Annotated in this window: 15 protein-coding genes and 1 pseudogene; 11 read left to right on the forward strand and 5 right to left on the reverse strand. The window is 71.6% G+C overall.

The genetic code is table 11. The features are described from left to right. Window positions 1-61: 61 nt before the first annotated feature. Window positions 62-2,431: an Ig-like domain-containing protein gene (locus Q7L65_RS07720; RefSeq protein WP_304720036.1), complete on the forward strand. Its 2,370-nt coding sequence runs from the start codon at window positions 62-64 to the stop codon at window positions 2,429-2,431. Continuing rightward, window positions 2,431-5,496 (forward strand): M14 family zinc carboxypeptidase, encoded by a 3,066-nt coding sequence (locus Q7L65_RS07725; protein ID WP_304720038.1) that lies wholly within the window; start codon window positions 2,431-2,433, stop codon window positions 5,494-5,496. Before Q7L65_RS07720 ends, Q7L65_RS07725 begins: the two co-directional genes overlap by 1 nt. Here the strand turns inward: Q7L65_RS07725 and Q7L65_RS07730 are convergent, their stop codons facing one another. Together Q7L65_RS07730 and Q7L65_RS07735 are read right to left on the reverse strand one after the other, a co-directional pair. Next, complete coding sequence (locus tag Q7L65_RS07730) at window positions 5,497-5,631, reverse strand: hypothetical protein (protein WP_304720040.1); 135 nt, start codon at window positions 5,629-5,631, stop codon at window positions 5,497-5,499. It abuts the gene before it with no gap. Between the two features lie 23 nt (window positions 5,632-5,654). Next, the gene (locus tag Q7L65_RS07735) at window positions 5,655-6,659 is read right to left on the reverse strand and encodes a LacI family DNA-binding transcriptional regulator (RefSeq protein ID WP_304720042.1); all 1,005 of its coding nucleotides are present in this window, start codon (window positions 6,657-6,659) and stop codon (window positions 5,655-5,657) included. A 216-nt stretch (window positions 6,660-6,875) separates the two neighbouring features. On the opposite strand from Q7L65_RS07735, the pseudogene Q7L65_RS27700 reads away from it, so the two are divergent. The 3 genes and pseudogenes from Q7L65_RS27700 to Q7L65_RS07750 form a co-directional block, all read left to right on the forward strand. After that, window positions 6,876-7,475: pseudogene (locus Q7L65_RS27700) on the forward strand (histidinol dehydrogenase); the annotation flags it as partial. Window positions 7,476-7,581: 106 nt separating this feature from the next. After that, on the forward strand, window positions 7,582-8,082 hold the full coding sequence (locus tag Q7L65_RS07745) for a histidinol dehydrogenase (RefSeq protein ID WP_304720045.1): 501 nt from the start codon (window positions 7,582-7,584) through the stop codon (window positions 8,080-8,082). After that, the gene (locus tag Q7L65_RS07750) at window positions 8,082-8,978 is read left to right on the forward strand and encodes an SDR family NAD(P)-dependent oxidoreductase (RefSeq protein WP_304720047.1); all 897 of its coding nucleotides are present in this window, start codon (window positions 8,082-8,084) and stop codon (window positions 8,976-8,978) included. Before Q7L65_RS07745 ends, Q7L65_RS07750 begins: the two co-directional genes overlap by 1 nt. A gap of 63 nt (window positions 8,979-9,041) precedes the next feature. Here Q7L65_RS07750 and Q7L65_RS07755 read toward each other — a convergent pair whose 3' ends face one another. Together Q7L65_RS07755 and Q7L65_RS07760 are read right to left on the reverse strand one after the other, a co-directional pair. Then, window positions 9,042-9,689 (reverse strand): SRPBCC family protein, encoded by a 648-nt coding sequence (locus Q7L65_RS07755; protein WP_304720049.1) that lies wholly within the window; start codon window positions 9,687-9,689, stop codon window positions 9,042-9,044. After that, a complete protein-coding gene (locus Q7L65_RS07760; protein ID WP_304720052.1) occupies window positions 9,686-10,039 on the reverse strand; it encodes a helix-turn-helix transcriptional regulator in 354 nt (117 codons plus the stop codon). Before Q7L65_RS07760 ends, Q7L65_RS07755 begins: the two co-directional genes overlap by 4 nt. A gap of 84 nt (window positions 10,040-10,123) precedes the next feature. Here Q7L65_RS07760 and Q7L65_RS07765 point away from each other — a divergent pair, with 84 nt between their 5' ends. Together Q7L65_RS07765 and Q7L65_RS07770 are read left to right on the forward strand one after the other, a co-directional pair. Then, window positions 10,124-10,672, forward strand: a complete 549-nt coding sequence (locus Q7L65_RS07765) for a TetR/AcrR family transcriptional regulator (RefSeq protein WP_304720054.1) — start codon at window positions 10,124-10,126, stop codon at window positions 10,670-10,672. Between the two features lie 75 nt (window positions 10,673-10,747). Then, window positions 10,748-11,578, forward strand: coding sequence for an SDR family NAD(P)-dependent oxidoreductase (locus Q7L65_RS07770; RefSeq protein ID WP_304720056.1), 831 nt, complete (start codon window positions 10,748-10,750; stop codon window positions 11,576-11,578). 254 nt (window positions 11,579-11,832) lie between these two features. Here Q7L65_RS07770 and Q7L65_RS07775 read toward each other — a convergent pair whose 3' ends face one another. Continuing rightward, the gene (locus tag Q7L65_RS07775) at window positions 11,833-12,498 is read right to left on the reverse strand and encodes a GntR family transcriptional regulator (RefSeq protein ID WP_304720058.1); all 666 of its coding nucleotides are present in this window, start codon (window positions 12,496-12,498) and stop codon (window positions 11,833-11,835) included. Window positions 12,499-12,612: 114 nt separating this feature from the next. On the opposite strand from Q7L65_RS07775, the gene Q7L65_RS07780 reads away from it, so the two are divergent. From Q7L65_RS07780 to hypE, 4 genes are read left to right on the forward strand one after another with little or no spacing between them, the layout of a single operon-like run. Continuing rightward, window positions 12,613-12,891, forward strand: coding sequence for a HypC/HybG/HupF family hydrogenase formation chaperone (locus tag Q7L65_RS07780; protein ID WP_304720060.1), 279 nt, complete (start codon window positions 12,613-12,615; stop codon window positions 12,889-12,891). Further along, window positions 12,888-13,145 (forward strand): HypC/HybG/HupF family hydrogenase formation chaperone, encoded by a 258-nt coding sequence (locus Q7L65_RS07785; protein WP_304720063.1) that lies wholly within the window; start codon window positions 12,888-12,890, stop codon window positions 13,143-13,145. The genes Q7L65_RS07780 and Q7L65_RS07785 overlap by 4 nt, the downstream gene beginning before the upstream one ends. Next, a complete protein-coding gene (gene hypD, locus Q7L65_RS07790) occupies window positions 13,142-14,257 on the forward strand; it encodes a hydrogenase formation protein HypD (protein ID WP_304720064.1) in 1,116 nt (371 codons plus the stop codon). The genes Q7L65_RS07785 and hypD overlap by 4 nt, the downstream gene beginning before the upstream one ends. Next, a complete protein-coding gene (gene hypE, locus Q7L65_RS07795) occupies window positions 14,254-15,375 on the forward strand; it encodes a hydrogenase expression/formation protein HypE (protein WP_304720066.1) in 1,122 nt (373 codons plus the stop codon). The genes hypD and hypE overlap by 4 nt, the downstream gene beginning before the upstream one ends.

The following is a 15,375-nucleotide window of genomic DNA, read 5'->3' on the forward strand; positions in this document are numbered from 1 at the left end:
TTAGAGGTACGCCTTGCGCAATCGAAGGAAGATCGCCCTCGCGGCGATCGCAGCACTCCCGTTGGTCAGTGCGTCAGCTGCCGACGCCGCCACGCTCACGGTCGACGATGACCGAGCGGAATGTCCCGCCGCGCAGTACACATCCATCCAGGCAGCGGTTGACGCTGCCAGATCTGTCAACCGGCTCACAGACGTCAACGGCAACATCCTCGCGGACGCCGTCGTCGTCTGCCCCGGCACGTACGTCGAGGGCTCTGGCACGCCCGGCACGAACGGACTGACGATCGACAAGGCGCTGTGGCTCAAGGGCGCTGGCGCGGATCTCGTCACGATCACGCCCCGTGCGCTGGCGCAGACCGGCTCGACGCTCGCGCCCGCCACGCCTGACGTCCGCTCCGGCGTCGGCAGCATCGTCGCGGTCAACGGCACGCCCGACACGCCGCTGGAGGTTGCAATCTCCGGCATCACGATCAACGGCAAGGACGCGAGATCGCGTTCGATCGCGTCGGTCGGCGGCGTCGTCTACCTCGACGCCTTCGGCACGCTCGACCGCAGCCGCATCACCAACGTCACGACCTCCGAAGGCTCCGCGGCGTACACGCGCGTCGGCGGCTTCCGCTCGTCGATGCCCGGCTACGGCATCGCGATCACAAGCTCCACGCTGGAGGGCATCGGCGGCGAGCGCCGCCTGACGATCAGCAACAGCCGCGTCGACCATTACAACCGCGTCGGCATCCTCGTCGACGGCGCGATCAACGACATCGCGCCGTTCCTCCCGTCGGGCGTCAGAAACAAGGTCGTCCTCACCAACTCGCAGGTCATCGGTCGCACCGCCTGCGTGAACTTCGAGGCCGACGGCAACTGCTCGAACCCCGGGCTGCTGACCGACGGCCCGCTGTTCGGCCAGGACGGCATCCGCGTCACCAACGGCGGCCGCGTCGCGGTGAGCGGATCGCTGATCTCTCAGAACCTCGTCAACGGCACCGGCTCGCCGGTGCGCACGCCGTGGATTCCGAGAGTCAGAGGCCCGCCCGAGGTGCCCGCCCACTACCAGCCGGATGCGACCAACAACGCCAACCTCAGCCTCGGTGCCGGCATTCGTCTTCTGGACGCGTCGCTGACGAGCTTCTCGAGACAGAGCGGCCAGACGATCTACTCCTCGGCCACGACATCGAACATCACCGACAACGGCTACGGCGTCCTGAACCTCGCAGCCGACGGCACGACGACCCAGACGGGCGTCCCGACGGCGACGGACTTCCCCGGCATCGGCAACGTCTTCACGGCGGAGAACAACTGGTGGGGGCTCGGCTACTACAGAGATACCAACGTCGGCCCGGCGATCTCGCCGACCGACAATCCCCCGATCCCGGAGAACCCGGTCGGCGGCACTGCCACGCCTGACGGCACGGGCACGACCTCCAACTCGGTCGACTTCTTCCCGTTCAAGGCTGGTGCCGCCGGTGACGGCCCGGGCGGCGAATATCCCGTGATGGACGCACCGGGTCCGGTCAACGACGCCGCTCCTGAGGTGTCGATCGCCACCGACGCGACCGTGGCGCCCGGCGCCACGCTGACGCTGACGGCCGCCGCAAGCGACGACTTCGGTGTCAGAAGCGTCACGTTCTACGACGGCGCGACGGCGATCTCCAGCACGAACGCGGCCCCGTACGCCGCCACCGTCACGGTTCCGGCCGACGCGGTCTGCGACAGCGTTCGCAGCTTCGAAGCGCTGGCGCAGGACTCGCTCGGTCAGACGACCGCGAGCACCACGGCCGACGTCAGAGTCGTCTGCCCGGCCCCGCCCGCCCCGCCCGCCCCGCCGGCCCCGCCTGCTCCCCCGGCCCCGCCGGCCGCTGCGCCGACTGTCAGAATCACGAACGCGCCCAAGACGCTGTCGAATGCGACGAAGATCACGTTCGATGCGACGGCGCCGGGCGGTTTCGCCTCGGCCGTAGTGATGCTCGGTTCCCGCACCGTCTGCACGATCAGAGCGGCTCCGTACGCGTGCACGGTAAAGCCGACCGGTGCTGACGTCGGCAGACAGGTGCTGAGAGTCATCGTGACCGACGCTGCCGGCGCGATCGGCCAGACGACGTCCACGGTCACCGTGCCGAAGTTTGCGGCCAGACTGAAGACGAGCGTCAAGTCGGCGAGAGCCAAGGGCGGCAAGATCAAGCGCACGATCAAGGTCTCGCTCGTGCGCCCCGCTGCCGTCACCGCCAAGCAGGCGTGCTCCAGCGGCCATGTCACGTTCACGGTCAAGCGTGGTGGTCGAGCGATCATCAACCAGCAGGTCCGTCTCACGAGATCCTGCACGTTCACCCGTTCCATCACGGCGCCGCGCCGCGGTGGGGCATTCTCGCTGGGCGCGAAGTTCGGTGGCAACGCCGTCTTGAGAGCCGCCAGCACGAGCCGGAGGTTCTCCTGATGTCGCCGCGTTTCCTGAACCGCAGGGCCCTGGCACTCGTCGCCGCGGGCCTGCTGGGCATCGCCGCGCTGCCGGCAGTCGCGCAGGCCGACGTGGAGTCGAACCAGTGCACCGCCGCGATCGAGTACGACCCGTCGATCCCGACGTGGGATCAGTTCTTCACACGTCCGGAGAACTCCGGCTTCGGCGCGAGAGTGCCGTTCGCGTCCGGCGGGACGGGGTCAAGCAGCCGCAACACGACCGCCAACCTCGACCGCTACTTCCGTGGCGTCGTGGCAGCGGTCAACGCCAGCACGTGGGTCGACGCCAACGGCCGCTCGACGAGGGACCGCGTCGCGATCAAGGAGATCGTGAAGTGGAAGTCGGCGCTCGGCAACAGAGGCGTCGAGGGCCGCGAGTTCGGCTACTGGGTTGTCTCGACGCCGAGAAACATCGCCAACTTCGAGGCCGACGGCAGCTTCTGGGCCGGCGTCCGCGACGGCGACGTCTCGGAGGCCGAGGGCCTGGCGAACGTCACCAGACGTCCGGCGCTGGCGTGGGTCACCGCGACCCCGCATGGCAGCGAGCCGGCGGCCGGCGAGGCGATCGCACGCCAGCTCTACGAGCTGACCGCGCGGCTGGACTGCGCCAACGAGCGCCGTCTGACGAACCTCGACATCGCGCTCGACCCTGTCCGCAACCCGGACGGGCGCGACGCGATCTCCCGCACCACGGCGTGGGGCTTCGACCCCAACCGTGACTTCGGCACCCGCAACAACAACGAGAACGCGGACTTCCTGCCGGAGATCGCGAAGTACCCGGGCCTCTTCTTCATCGACGCCCACCAGCAGGGGTCCGGCTACTTCTTCCCGCCGAACGAGGACCCGGTCCACCACGAGATCTCGAGATTCGCGCTGGACTTCATACAGAACAGAATCGGCCCGAAGCTGCAGCAGACGTTCAACGACCAGTCGAGCGCCTACCAGAATTACAACAACTACGACCTCTTCACGCCGGAGTACGGCGACACGGTTCCGTCCCTGCTGATGGGCGCGGCCGGCATGACGTACGAGAAGGGTTCCGACGAGGCATACGGCAAGCAGGTCTACGACCACTACCTCGCGATCGACACGACGATCAACCTGACCGCGAACCAGAAGAACACGCTGCAGACCCAGTGGGTCCAGCAGTGGGAAGAGGCCAGACAGCAGGGCGAAGCGTGCAAGCTGCAGGACAACACGCTCGTCTCGCCACTGCATGAGTCGATCCTGCAGCAGCCGAGAGGCAACGTCTGCGGGTACTACTACCGCCCGGACCTGCATCAGGGCGACGTCGCGCGGCTCATGAGAGCGCTGCGTGAGGTCGGCGTGAAGGTCTACCGCCTCGACCAGGACACCGCCTCCGTCGGCATCCACAGATACGGCATGCCGGTCGGCACCGGTGAGCAGGGCGTGCTGCCGAAGGGCACGCTGTGGATCCCGATGAGTCAGCCGCAGAAGCACTGGCTGCAGGCGATCCTCGGCGAGGACCCGTTCATCCCGTACGAATACCACTACGACGTCGTGACGTGGTCGTACGGCCTGCAACGCGGCCTCGCCGGTGACGGTCACCTGACGGTGCCGCTGCCGCCGAACACGCCGATGACCGAGGTCGACAGAGTCACGTTCGGCTCCGTCCCCGCGGCGGCCAGCAGCGTCTACGCGTTCAACACCGACTCGATGGAGGCGCTCGGCTTCGTCATCGACCTGCTCAACAGCGGGGTCAACGTCTACCGCGGCGAGGCGCCGTTCGACGCCAACGGCGTCCACTACGCCAGCGGCGCGGCGCTCGTCGACGCCAGCTCGCTCGGTGGCACCGACCTGGCGGCGCTGGCCGCCAAGCGCAACACGACCGTCACGGGCCTGAACGGCTTCCCGGTCGCGCACAAGCAGATGGTGAGACCGAAGATCGGTCTCTACACGGGCGGCAACACCGTCCCGACCAACCCGCTGAACGTCGACGTCACCGCCGTCAACAACGGCACGGCGACATCGGCGAACAACGGTCAGTGCGGCAGCGCCGCGTACTGCGAGGCGCTGTTCGTCCTGACGCAGAAGGACCGCATCCCCGAGTCGAGCATCGTTCCGGTCACCGCGACCGATCTCGCTGCGGGCGTGCTCACGTCGCAGAACTTCACGGCGCTCGTGAGCCCCGGCTCGACCATCAACGCCGGTGCCGGCGCGACCGCGCTGCAGGCGTGGATCAACAGCGGCGGCGTGTCGATCGGCTACAACGCGGGCGGCCTCACCTCCGCGCGCAACGCCGGTGTGACGACGACGAACACCACGTCGATCGCCGGCCTGAGAACGCCGGGCACGGAGTTCGACGGCGCGTTCGATACTGGCAACCCGGTCGCCTGGGGCTTCGACGAGGGCGGCTGGATCTACCGTGAGTCGGACAACAACCCGGTCATCGACAGAAGCACGATGAGCGCGGGCACCACCGCGGCCGTCTCGTTCGCCGACGGCACGCCGGAGATGCGCAGCTACGGCTTCTCGATCAACGCCCTCGGCGCAAACCAGCTGGAGAACACGCCGGCCGTGATCGACTCGGCCTTCGGCACGGGTCACTCGATCGTGTTCGGCTTCAACCCGTTCTACCGCTCCTGGAAGGAGCAGGACGAGCGGCTCGTGCTGAACTCGATCCTCTACCCGCTCGGCGCGTCGCTGCCGGCGTCGGCAGCCTCGCGTGACACGGCGAAGCCGGCTCCGACGGTCGACGAGATCAAGCCGGTTGCGGCCCCCGTCGCGGCGGCGAAGCTGCCGGCCGTGAAGTCGCGTCCGGTCAGAGTCATCGTCAAGACCGACAAGAACGTGTACATCACGGTCAAGCGCAAGGACGCTCGCAAGCTCCGTCAGTCGGTCAAGGCGGCCAAGCTCACGAAGTCCGTGCGCAAGCGCGTGTCGTACCAGTGGAAGAAGAAGACGGTGACGCTCGTCGTCAAGAACGTCCGTACGGCGAACGATCACGAGCGCGCCCCCTGGGTCGCGTCCGTGATGGGCAACCTGAAGCACCGCAAGGTCGCCCCGCTGACGGCGCAGCTCTAGTCAGTCAGAGCTGACCTCGGCAAACGTCCGGCCGCCGTCCTTCGGGACGGCGGCCGGGCCGCCGCCGTCTTCGTCCTCGCCGCGCCGCATCAGCCGGCGCGAGACGAGGCCGGCACCGCCGATCGCCAGCAGCACCGCCAGCGATTTACAGCCTGCGCTCAGCGCGGCGGCGCTGCGTGCGAGCCGCGGCGGACCAGCCGCACCGGGATCCGCTCACGCCGCCCCGGCAGATCGGGCGCGGCGATCCGCTCGCCCAGCAGCCTCACCGTCGCGCTCGCCATCGCGGCGAGATCCTGCCGCACGGTCGTCAGCCGGCACAGCTCCCACGCCGCCGGCGCGATGTCGTCGAAGCCGACGACCGTCACGTCGCGCGGCACAGCGATCCCCGACCCCGCCGCCGCGTTGAGCGCGCCGAGCGCGATCACGTCGTTGGCGCAGAAGATCGCGCTCGGCGGCCGCGCGACGGCCAACAGCTCACCGAAGGCGCGGTGCCCCGCGGCGTGCGCGAACGGGCCGCGGCGTATACGCGTGTCGGCCAGCGCGACGCCGCCGTCGGCGAGCACGGCGCGGAAGGCCAGCTCGCGGTCGCGGCCGGTGCTCGTGTCGAGCGGGCCGAAGATCGCGCCGATCTCGCGGTGGCCCAGCTCCAGCAGCGTCCGCGCGACGAGCCGTCCGCCGGCCGCGTTGTCGCTCTCGCAGACGTCGATCGCGTCGTCGTCGACGGCGCGGTTGAACAGCACGACCGGCAGCCCGCGCGCAGCCAGCTGACGCGGCAGCCGCGAGTCGAGTGCGGTCGTCGTCAAGATCACGCCGTCGACGGCGCCGTCGAGCAGGCGCTCGGCCGCGATCGGCGGCCCGTCGGGCAGCTCGGTCAGCAGTTCGACGCCGTGGCCGGCGGCGGTGAGCGCGGCGTGCAGGTGCTTGGTCGCCTCGCTGTAGAAGGGGTTGGCGAGCTGGCCGGTGACGAGCGCGACCTGCCCGGTCGTCCGTGTCGAAAGGCTGCGCCCGCGGCGGCTGGCGACGTAGCCGAGCGCGGCGGCCGCCTCCCGCACGCGCTCGCGTGTCCGCTGCGAGACGCGCGGATCGTCGCGCAGCGCGCGCGAGACGGTCGGCTGCGAGACGCCCGCCAAGCGCGCGACGTCGTGGCTGGTTGCGGGGCGCATCGGCGGCGCAAGCGTACTGCCCCGACCGGTTCCAACATTCGTATGTGACTCCGCTGCGATGTGGTTGAGCTATCGAGTTGCAGCTGTGCGTATACGTATGTACAGTCGCTCGCCATGATCAGCGCCACCACCCGCACCCGCACCCCCTCCTACCTGAAGGCCGCCGGCCCGCCGACGGCCGCGGCGACGCAGGAGATCCGCGACCGCGTCGAGCTGATGCTCGCCGACATCGAGCAGGGCGGCGTCGAGGCGGTCCGCCGCTGGTCGCGCGAGCTGGACGGGTGGGACCCGGAGCGCTTCGTGCTCGGCGCGGACGAGTTCGAGCGCGCGGCCGCGCAGCTGGACCCCGCGCTGCGCGAGCACATCGCGTTCGCGCAGCGGCAGGTGCGCACGTTCGCCGAGGCGCAGCGGGCGACCCTGACCGACCTGCGCACCGAGCCGCTGCCGGGCGTCGTGCTCGGCCACACGCACATCCCCGTCGGCTCCGTCGGCGCGTACGTGCCGGGCGGCCGCTACCCGATGCTCGCCTCGTCGTTCATGACGATCCTCGTCGCAAAGGCGGCCGGCGTCGAGCGCGTCGTCGCGGTCGCGCCCCCGCAGCGCGAGGGCGGGATCCACCCCGCGATGCTGTACGCGATGTGGACCTCCGGCGCCGACGCCGTCGTCTGCCTCGGCGGCGTGCAGGCACTCGCCGCGCTCGCGTTCGGGCTGATCGACGAGCTGCCGCCCGTCGACATGCTCGTCGGCGCCGGCAACGCCTACGTCGCGGAGGCGAAGCGGCAGCTGTTCGGGCGCGTCGGGATCGACCTGCTGGCCGGGCCGACCGAGGTGCTGGTCGTCGCCGACGGCACCGCCGACCCGCGCCTCGTCGCGGCCCGACCTGCTCGGCCAGGCCGAGCACGGGCCGACCTCCGTCGCCGGCGTGATCGCGATCGGCGAGGACGTCGGCCGCGCGATCGCCGCCAACGTCGACGACCTCCTGAAGAGCTGGCCGACCGCGGAGACGGCCGGCGCGGCCTGGCGCGAGCACGGCTGGATCGCCGTCGCGACCGACGACGACCACGCGATCGCGCTGGCGAACGACGACGCCAACGAGCACCTCGAGATCCAGGTCGACCCGGTCAAGCTGGGGCTGTACCGCGAGCGGCTGCGCAACTACGGCTCGCTGTTCCTCGGCGAGCAGGCGACGGTCGCCTACGGCGACAAGGGGATCGGCACCAACCACGTGCTGCCGACCTCCCGCGCCGCGCGCTACACCGGCGGCCTGTGGGTCGGCAAGTTCCTCAAGACCTGCACCTGGCAGCAGCTGACCGACGACGGCACGCGCGCGATCGCGCCGGCGATCGAGGCCATCTGCGACGCTGAGCAGATGCTCGGCCACGGGCTGACCGCGACGATGCGGCGCCGGCAACTGGAGGCGTGATGGGCGCGCCGCGGCACGACGGCGTCGAGCGCTCGCCACGTGACCGCGGCGCGCCGCGGGACGAGAGCGGGCCGGCGGGCACCGGCGAGTTCCGAACGGCTGCGGTGCGCCGCTCGCCCGCGCTGCGCGGGCGAGGCGACGCGTGGTCGCTCGACGGGCGGCTCGCGTTGGTCACCGGCGCGGGGCGCGGCCTCGGGCGCGGCGCGGCGCTCGCGCTCGCCGCGGCTGGCGCGGAGGTCGTCTGCGTCGCGCGCTCGGGCGCGGAGCTGGCGGCGGTCGCCGAGCGGATCCGCGCCGACGGCGGCGTCGCGCACGTGCACGCGGCCGACGTGACCGACGAGGCGCAGGTGCTCGGGATGGTCGGTCGCGCCGAGGCGCTCGGCGACCTGCGCGTGGCGGTCACCGCCGCCGGCACGAACCGGCCGGGTCCGGCGCGCGACTATTCGCTGGCCGACTGGGACGCGCTCTTCGACGTCAACGTGCGCGCGACGTTCCTGACCTGCCGCGCGGTCGGCGACGCGCTGCTGCGGCGCGGCGCCGCGGGCAGCATCGTCACGCTGTCGTCGCAGATGGGCAGCGTCGGCTACCCCGGCCGCGTCGCCTACTGCGCGACCAAGCACGCGGTCGAGGGCCTCACGAAGGCGCTCGCGGTCGAGTGGGCGCGCGACGGCGTGCGCGTCAACGCGGTCGCCCCCACGTTCGTCGAGACCCCGCTCACGCGCACGTTCCTCGACGACCCCGCCTTCCGCGCGGAAGTGCTCGACCGGCGTCTCCCGAGCGGCCGCCTCGCGACCGTCGACGAGGTCGCCCACGCGATCCGCTACCTCGCCTGCGACGCCGCCGCCAGCACGACCGGACACGTGCTGAAGGTCGACGGCGGCTGGACGGCGTGGTGACGCCGGCGGCTCGGCGCCGATCCCAACGCGCCTCCCAACGCGCCAGCCGCCCGCACGCGCCGCTCAGCCGGCCGGCGGCTCCGCGCCCGTGTAGAACGCCGTCGTGCGCTCGGCAGCCGCGTGGGCGGCTGCCGGGTCGGCCCCCGCCGCGATGCTCGCGTCGCGCCACGCCTCGCTGCTGAGCGTCATGAAGCGTCTGCCCTCGGGCGAGCTGGACCACGCCGCGACGGCGGCCGGGTCGACCTGCTCGCCTGCGGACGCGAGGTGCAGCGACAGGCCGATCAGCCCGAGGTCCCAGCCGACGCCGACGGCGCCCGGGCCGAACTGGTCCCAGCGCTCGTCGTCGACGTGCGCGACGTGCTCCAGCTCCAGCCGCGTGCGCTCGGGCGACTCGGCCGTCAGCCTGACCTCGATCCAGCTGATCTCGGAGCCGTACTCCCACGTCGCCGCAAAGCTCTCGGGCGGCTCGCAGCGCTCGATCGTCCCGCCCGCGTTGCCCTCCAGCTGGTAGCGGCCGCCGAGCCGCAGCTCGCCGCTGACCGGCAGAAACCAGCGCGGGATCCGCTCCGCGTTCGTGCACGCGTCCCAGAGGTCCGCCAGCGTCGTGTCGTAGCTGCGCGAGATCGTCGCCACGCGCGCCTCGCCCGCCTCCAGCACGCGGGTGCCCAGCTGGCGCCGCTCTGCACTGATCTCGTGGTCGACGTCGATCACGGTCTGCTCCTCTCGTCGGATTGGATCCTGCGCTGCCGCTTCCCACGCGCGACCTCCGTCGCGAGCGCGTCCAGCCGCGGCTGCCAGAAGCCGCGGAAGCGGCCGAGCCAGGCGTCGGCGTCGCGCAGCGGCTCCGGCGCGACGGCATACAGCCGCCGCGCGCCCTCCGGCCGCACCGTCGCGAAGCCGTTCTCGCGCAGCACGCGCAGGTGCTGCGAGACAGCCGGCTGGGTGATGCCGAACTCCTGCTGGATGACCACGCTGACCGCGCCCGACGTCCGCTCGCCGTCGGCGAGCAGCTCGAGGATGCGGCGCCGCACCGGGTCGCCCAACACGTCGAACGCGTGCATCGGCGATGTATATCGGTCAAGGCTTATATAAGTCAAGACGCAATCAGAGCCGAGCTCGCCTGATCCCCTGCGATACTCGAACGGATGCGCGCCGACGCCCTTCGCAACGCCGACGCCGTGCTGCAGACGGCCGCCGAACTGCTCGCCCGCGAGCCGAACACCTCGATCGGAGCGATCGCCGCCGCCGCCGGCGTCGACCGCAGCACCGTCTACCGCCGCTTCAGCAACCGCGAGACGCTGCTGGTCGCGATCCACGCCGCGAAGATGGACGCGATGGACGAGGTCTTCGCGAATGCGCGCCTGGAGCAGGCCGCGCCGCTCGTCGCGCTGCACCGTTGGGTCGAGGGCACCGTCGCGGTCAGCCGCCGCTGGCCGGTCGACGCTCAGGCCCTGCGCGAGGATCCCGCCGCGACCGCGCGCGGCGACCAGATGGTCGCGCGACTGGACGCCTTCGTCGCACGCGCGCAGGCCGCGGGCGTCGTCGATCCGGACGCACCGGCCGCATGGGTGCGGACGCTGCTGACCCGCGCCACGGCCGCCGCCGCACACGAACTGCCGGCGCTGGAGCCCGGTCCGGCGGCCGATCTCGTCGTCAGCTCACTGCTCGACGGCGTCGGGCTACGTCGCACCTGAGACGGCAAACGCTACATTGGTGTTGCAGTCTCAACACCGAACCCAGCCGTGTGAAGGTGCGAAAGGAAGTGCTCCATGTCGAAGGTCTGGCTCATCACCGGCAGCGGTCGCGGCCTCGGCCGTGACATCACAGCGGCAGCGCTGGAGGCGGACGACAGCGTCCTCGCGACCGCCCGCGACCCGCACCAGCTCGACGATCTTGTCGCCCGCTACGACGATCGGATCGCGCCGTTCGTGCTCGACGTCGGCGACGCCGCCCGCGCACAGGCCGCTGTCGACGCGGCGGTCGCGCGCTTCGGCCGCCTCGACGTGCTCGTCAACAACGCCGGCTACGCCGACCTCGCGGCGGTCGAGGACGTCACACTCGACGCCTTCCGCGCGCAGGTGGAGACGAACCTGTTCGGCGTCGTCAACCTGTCGAAGGCCGCCGTGCCGCTGCTGCGCGAGCAGGGCGGGGGTCAGATCATCCAGATCTCTTCGGTCGGCGGGCGAATGGCGTCGGCCGGGCTGTCGGCGTATCAGGCGGCGAAGTGGGCGGTCGGCGGCTTCTCCGAGGTGCTCGCGAGAGAGGTCGCGCCGCTCGGGATCAAGGTCACCGTGCTGGAGCCGGGCGGCATGAGCACCGACTGGTCCGGCGCGTCGATGGCGATCCCGCCCGTCAGCGCGCCGTACGAGCAGACCGTCGGCGTGCGCGCGCGGCAGTACGCCGACGGCGTCGCGACGACCAGCGATCCGGCGAAGGTCGCCCAGCTCGTGCTGCAGCTGACGCGGATGGACGACCCGCCGCTGCGGCTGCTGGCCGGCAGCGACGCGGTCAGAGGCGCCGCCGCGGCGGCGAGCGCCCGCGCGGAGTCGGACGCCCGCCACCGCGACCTCAGCGTCAGCACCGACCACGAGGCCGTCTAGTTCAGTCTCCACGGCGCCGCGCTGCCGATCGTCGCTCTGAGCACGCTGTGTCGAGATCGATGCGGTCACCGCCGCTGACGACGGTGCAGCCCAGCGCGAAGCTGCTGTCTCCATGCGGAGCGCAGCCGCGGACGCCGCCACGCACCTCTTGGCCGCCGCGACGACTGCCGTCGACCGCCTCGCGCAGATCCTCACCCTCCGCCAAGCGCGAAAGCACGTGAAGCGAGTCGAGCACGTTGGACTCAGACGCCCGCTCAGCCCGCCAGCGCCCGCTCGACCAGCCCGCCGCAGGTGATCCAGTTCTCGCGCACGGCGGAGGCGGTGCCGGGGGCGTCGCCGCCGGCGGCGCGGGCGATGATCGCCTCGTGCTGGGCGAGCACGCGGCGCCCGGGCAGCGCGCCGACGTGCAGCAGCTCCAGCCGCCGCAGGCGCGGCGCGAGGCGATCGAGCAGCTGCGACAGGTCGGGGTTCGCGGCGGCGGTCACGAAGACGCGGTGGAAGCGGTCGTCGGCGGCGTATGCGGCCGCGGCGTCGCGCGCCGCGAGCGCCGCGGTGTAGCGGTCGTTCTCGTGGCGCAGGTGGCGCTGCGCGACCGCCTCCAGCCGCGGGACGGCGAGCTCGGTCGCGAGCGCGTGGAGGCCGGCGAGCACCTGGAAGAGCGACCTGGCGTCGTCCCGCTTGACCGGCGCCACGCGCGTGAAGCGCTGCGGCGCGCACTCGATCAGACCCTCGTCCTCCAGTCGCGCGAGCGCACCGCGAACCGGCGTGCGGCTGAGCCCCAGCCACGCGCACAGCTCGTGGTCGTGCAGCGTCTCGCCCGGGGCGAGCGTCCCGTCCACGATCGCGTCGCAGAGCGTCTCGTACGCGGTGTCGCGCAGCAGGTGCCGCTCGACCGGATGCTGTTCGTGGGGAACTGGCATTCCACATCCCAGTAGATCACCGCCGTCAAGGCTATTGCCAGCCGCGTCGGCCCGGAGTAGAACCGACGTGCGGTTGATTGCAAGCCCCCGGCGGCCGCGAGCGAGGAGAGCGCTGTGTGCCTGGCGATCCCGGGCCGGATCATCGAAGTCGTCGACGCCGCCAACCGGCTGGCGCTGGTCGACGTCGCCGGCGTGCGGCGGACCGTCAACATCGGGCTGCTCGACGCCGACGGCCACAGCGCCGAGCCCGGTGACTGGGTCCTGATCCACGTCGGCTTCGCGCTCTCGCTCGTCGACGAGCAGGAGGCCGCCGCGACGCTCGCGCTGCTGCAGGGAATGGGCGCCGACTACCAGCAGGAGCTGGAGGAGCTGAAGGCGAGCGTGATCGAGTGACGCCCGCGTCCGCGCTGTTCGACGCACGCTCCGCGCCCCGCTGCGACGACCCCCGCCACTGCGTCACGTGCGGCGACGACGGCGTCCCGATGCGCGTGCTGCGGACCGACGCGGCGCGCGCGCTGGCGCTCTGCGAGGACGCCGACGGCGCGCGCGGCACGGTCGAGATCGCGCTCGTCGACGCCGCCGTCGGCGACACGCTGCTGGTCCACGCCGGCACCGCGCTGACGCGCCTGGACGAGGCGACCGCATGAGATTCGTCGACGAGTTCCGCGACGCGCAGCTGGGCCGCGTGCTGGCCGGCGAGATCCTCGCCGCCGTCGAGCCCGGCCGCCACTACAAGCTGATGGAGGTCTGCGGCGGCCACACGCACTCGATCTACAAGTACGGCGTCGACGACCTGCTGCCGGAGAACGTCGAGCTGGTCCACGGCCCCGGCTGCCCCGTCTGCGTGATCCCGATGGGCCGCGTCGACGACGGCATCGCGATCGCCCATCAGCCGGACGTGATCTTCACCTGCTTCGGCGACATGATGCGCGTGCCCGGCTCCGACGGGACGCTGCTGGAGGCGAAGGCGCGCGGTGCCGACGTGCGGATGGTCTACTCGCCGCTCGACGCGCTGCGGATCGCGAAGGCGGAGCCGAACCGGCAGGTCGTCTTCTTCGCGATCGGCTTCGAGACGACGGCGCCGTCGACCGCGCTGACGCTGAAGCGCGCGAAGGCCGAGCGGATCGAGAACTTCTCCTGCATCTGCAATCACGTCACGATCGTGCCGCCGCTGCGCGCGCTGCTGGACTCGCCCGACCTGCGGCTCGACGGCTTCGTCGGTCCGGGCCACGTCTCGACCGTCGTCGGCGCGCGCCCGTTCGAGTTCATCCCAGCCGACTACGGCAAGCCGATCGTCGTCTCCGGCTTCGAGCCCGTCGACATCCTGCAGTCGGTCCTGATGATCCTGCGCCAGCTCGGCAGCGGGCGTGCGGAGGTCGAGAACCAGTACAAGCGCGTCGTCCCGTACGAGGGCAACCTGCGCGCGCTGGAGGTGATGAGCGAGGTCTTCGCGCTGCGCCCACACTTCGAGTGGCGCGGGCTCGGCTTCATCTCGCAGAGCGGCCTGCGCCTGTCCGACGACTACGCGTCGCTCGACGCCGAGCTGCGCTGGCCGGTGCCGGGCGTGCGCGTCGCGGACCCGAAGGCGTGCCAGTGCGGCGAGGTGCTGAAGGGCGTGATCAAGCCATGGGAGTGCAAGGTGTTCGGCACCGCGTGCACGCCGGAGCGGCCGATCGGGACGTGCATGGTGTCGTCGGAGGGCGCCTGCGCGGCGTACTACAACTACGGGCGCTTCGCGCGCGAGCGGGAGGTCGTGTGAGCGCGCGCGTCGAACCGGGAGCGCCCGGCCGGCCGCTCGGCCGCGAGGAGAAGATCCTCGGGATCATCGAGACGGCGCGCTCGAAGCGGCCGAAGTTCCGCGACGAGCGGATCACGATGGCGCACGGCGCCGGCGGCAAGGCGACGGCGGCGCTGATCGAGGGCGTGCTCGTGCCCGCCTTCGCCTCGCCCGCGCTCGACCAGCTCGCCGACGCCGGCGCGATCGAGGTCGGCGGCGCGCAGCTCGCGATGACGACCGACAGCTTCGTCGTCAAGCCGCTCCGCTTCCCCGGCGGCTCGATCGGCGAGCTGGCCGTCAACGGGACCGTCAACGACCTCGCCGTCGCCGGCGCGCGGCCGCTCGCGCTCAGCCTGTCGCTGATCCTGGAGGAAGGCTTGGAGGCGGACGTGCTGCGCGCGGAGGTCGCTGCGATCGCGGCCTCCGCGCACGCCGCCGACGTGCAGATCGTCACCGGCGACACGAAGGTCGTCGAGCGCGGCTGCGCCGAGAAGCTCTACATCTGCACGACCGGCATCGGCGTGCGCGACCCGCGCGCGCGGCTGGCACCGACCGCGCTGCGGCCCGGCGATCGCGTGATCGTCTCCGGCCCGATCGGCGAGCACGGCACCGCGATCATGCTCGCGCGCGGCGAGTTCGAGCTGGGCGCGACGATCGAATCCGACACGCGCCCGCTGTGGCCCGCGGTCGACGCGCTGCTGGAGGCGGCCGGCCCCGGCCTGCGCTGCCTGCGCGACGCGACCCGCGGCGGCGTCGCCTCGGTGCTGAACGAGCTGGCGCGCGCCTCCGGCGTCGCGCTGCTCGTGCACGAGCGCGCGGTGCCCGTGCATCCGATCGTGGCGGGCGCGGCCGAGCTGCTCGGGATCGACCCGATGCACGTCGCCAACGAGGGCGTCTTCGTCGCGGTCGTCGCGCCCGAGCACGCGGACGCGGCGCTGGCGGCGCTGCAGGCAGCAGGCGATGGAGCGACCTTCGCGCAGGCGGCGGAGATCGGCGAGGTCAAGACCGAGCCGCCCGGCATGGTGCTGGTCGAGACGGCGTTCGGCGGCAAGCGGGTGATGGACCAGCTCGTGGGCGATCCGTTGCCGCGGATCTGTTGA

Source organism: Conexibacter sp. CPCC 206217 (assembly GCF_030646165.1).
GTDB lineage: Bacteria > Actinomycetota > Thermoleophilia > Solirubrobacterales > Solirubrobacteraceae > Conexibacter.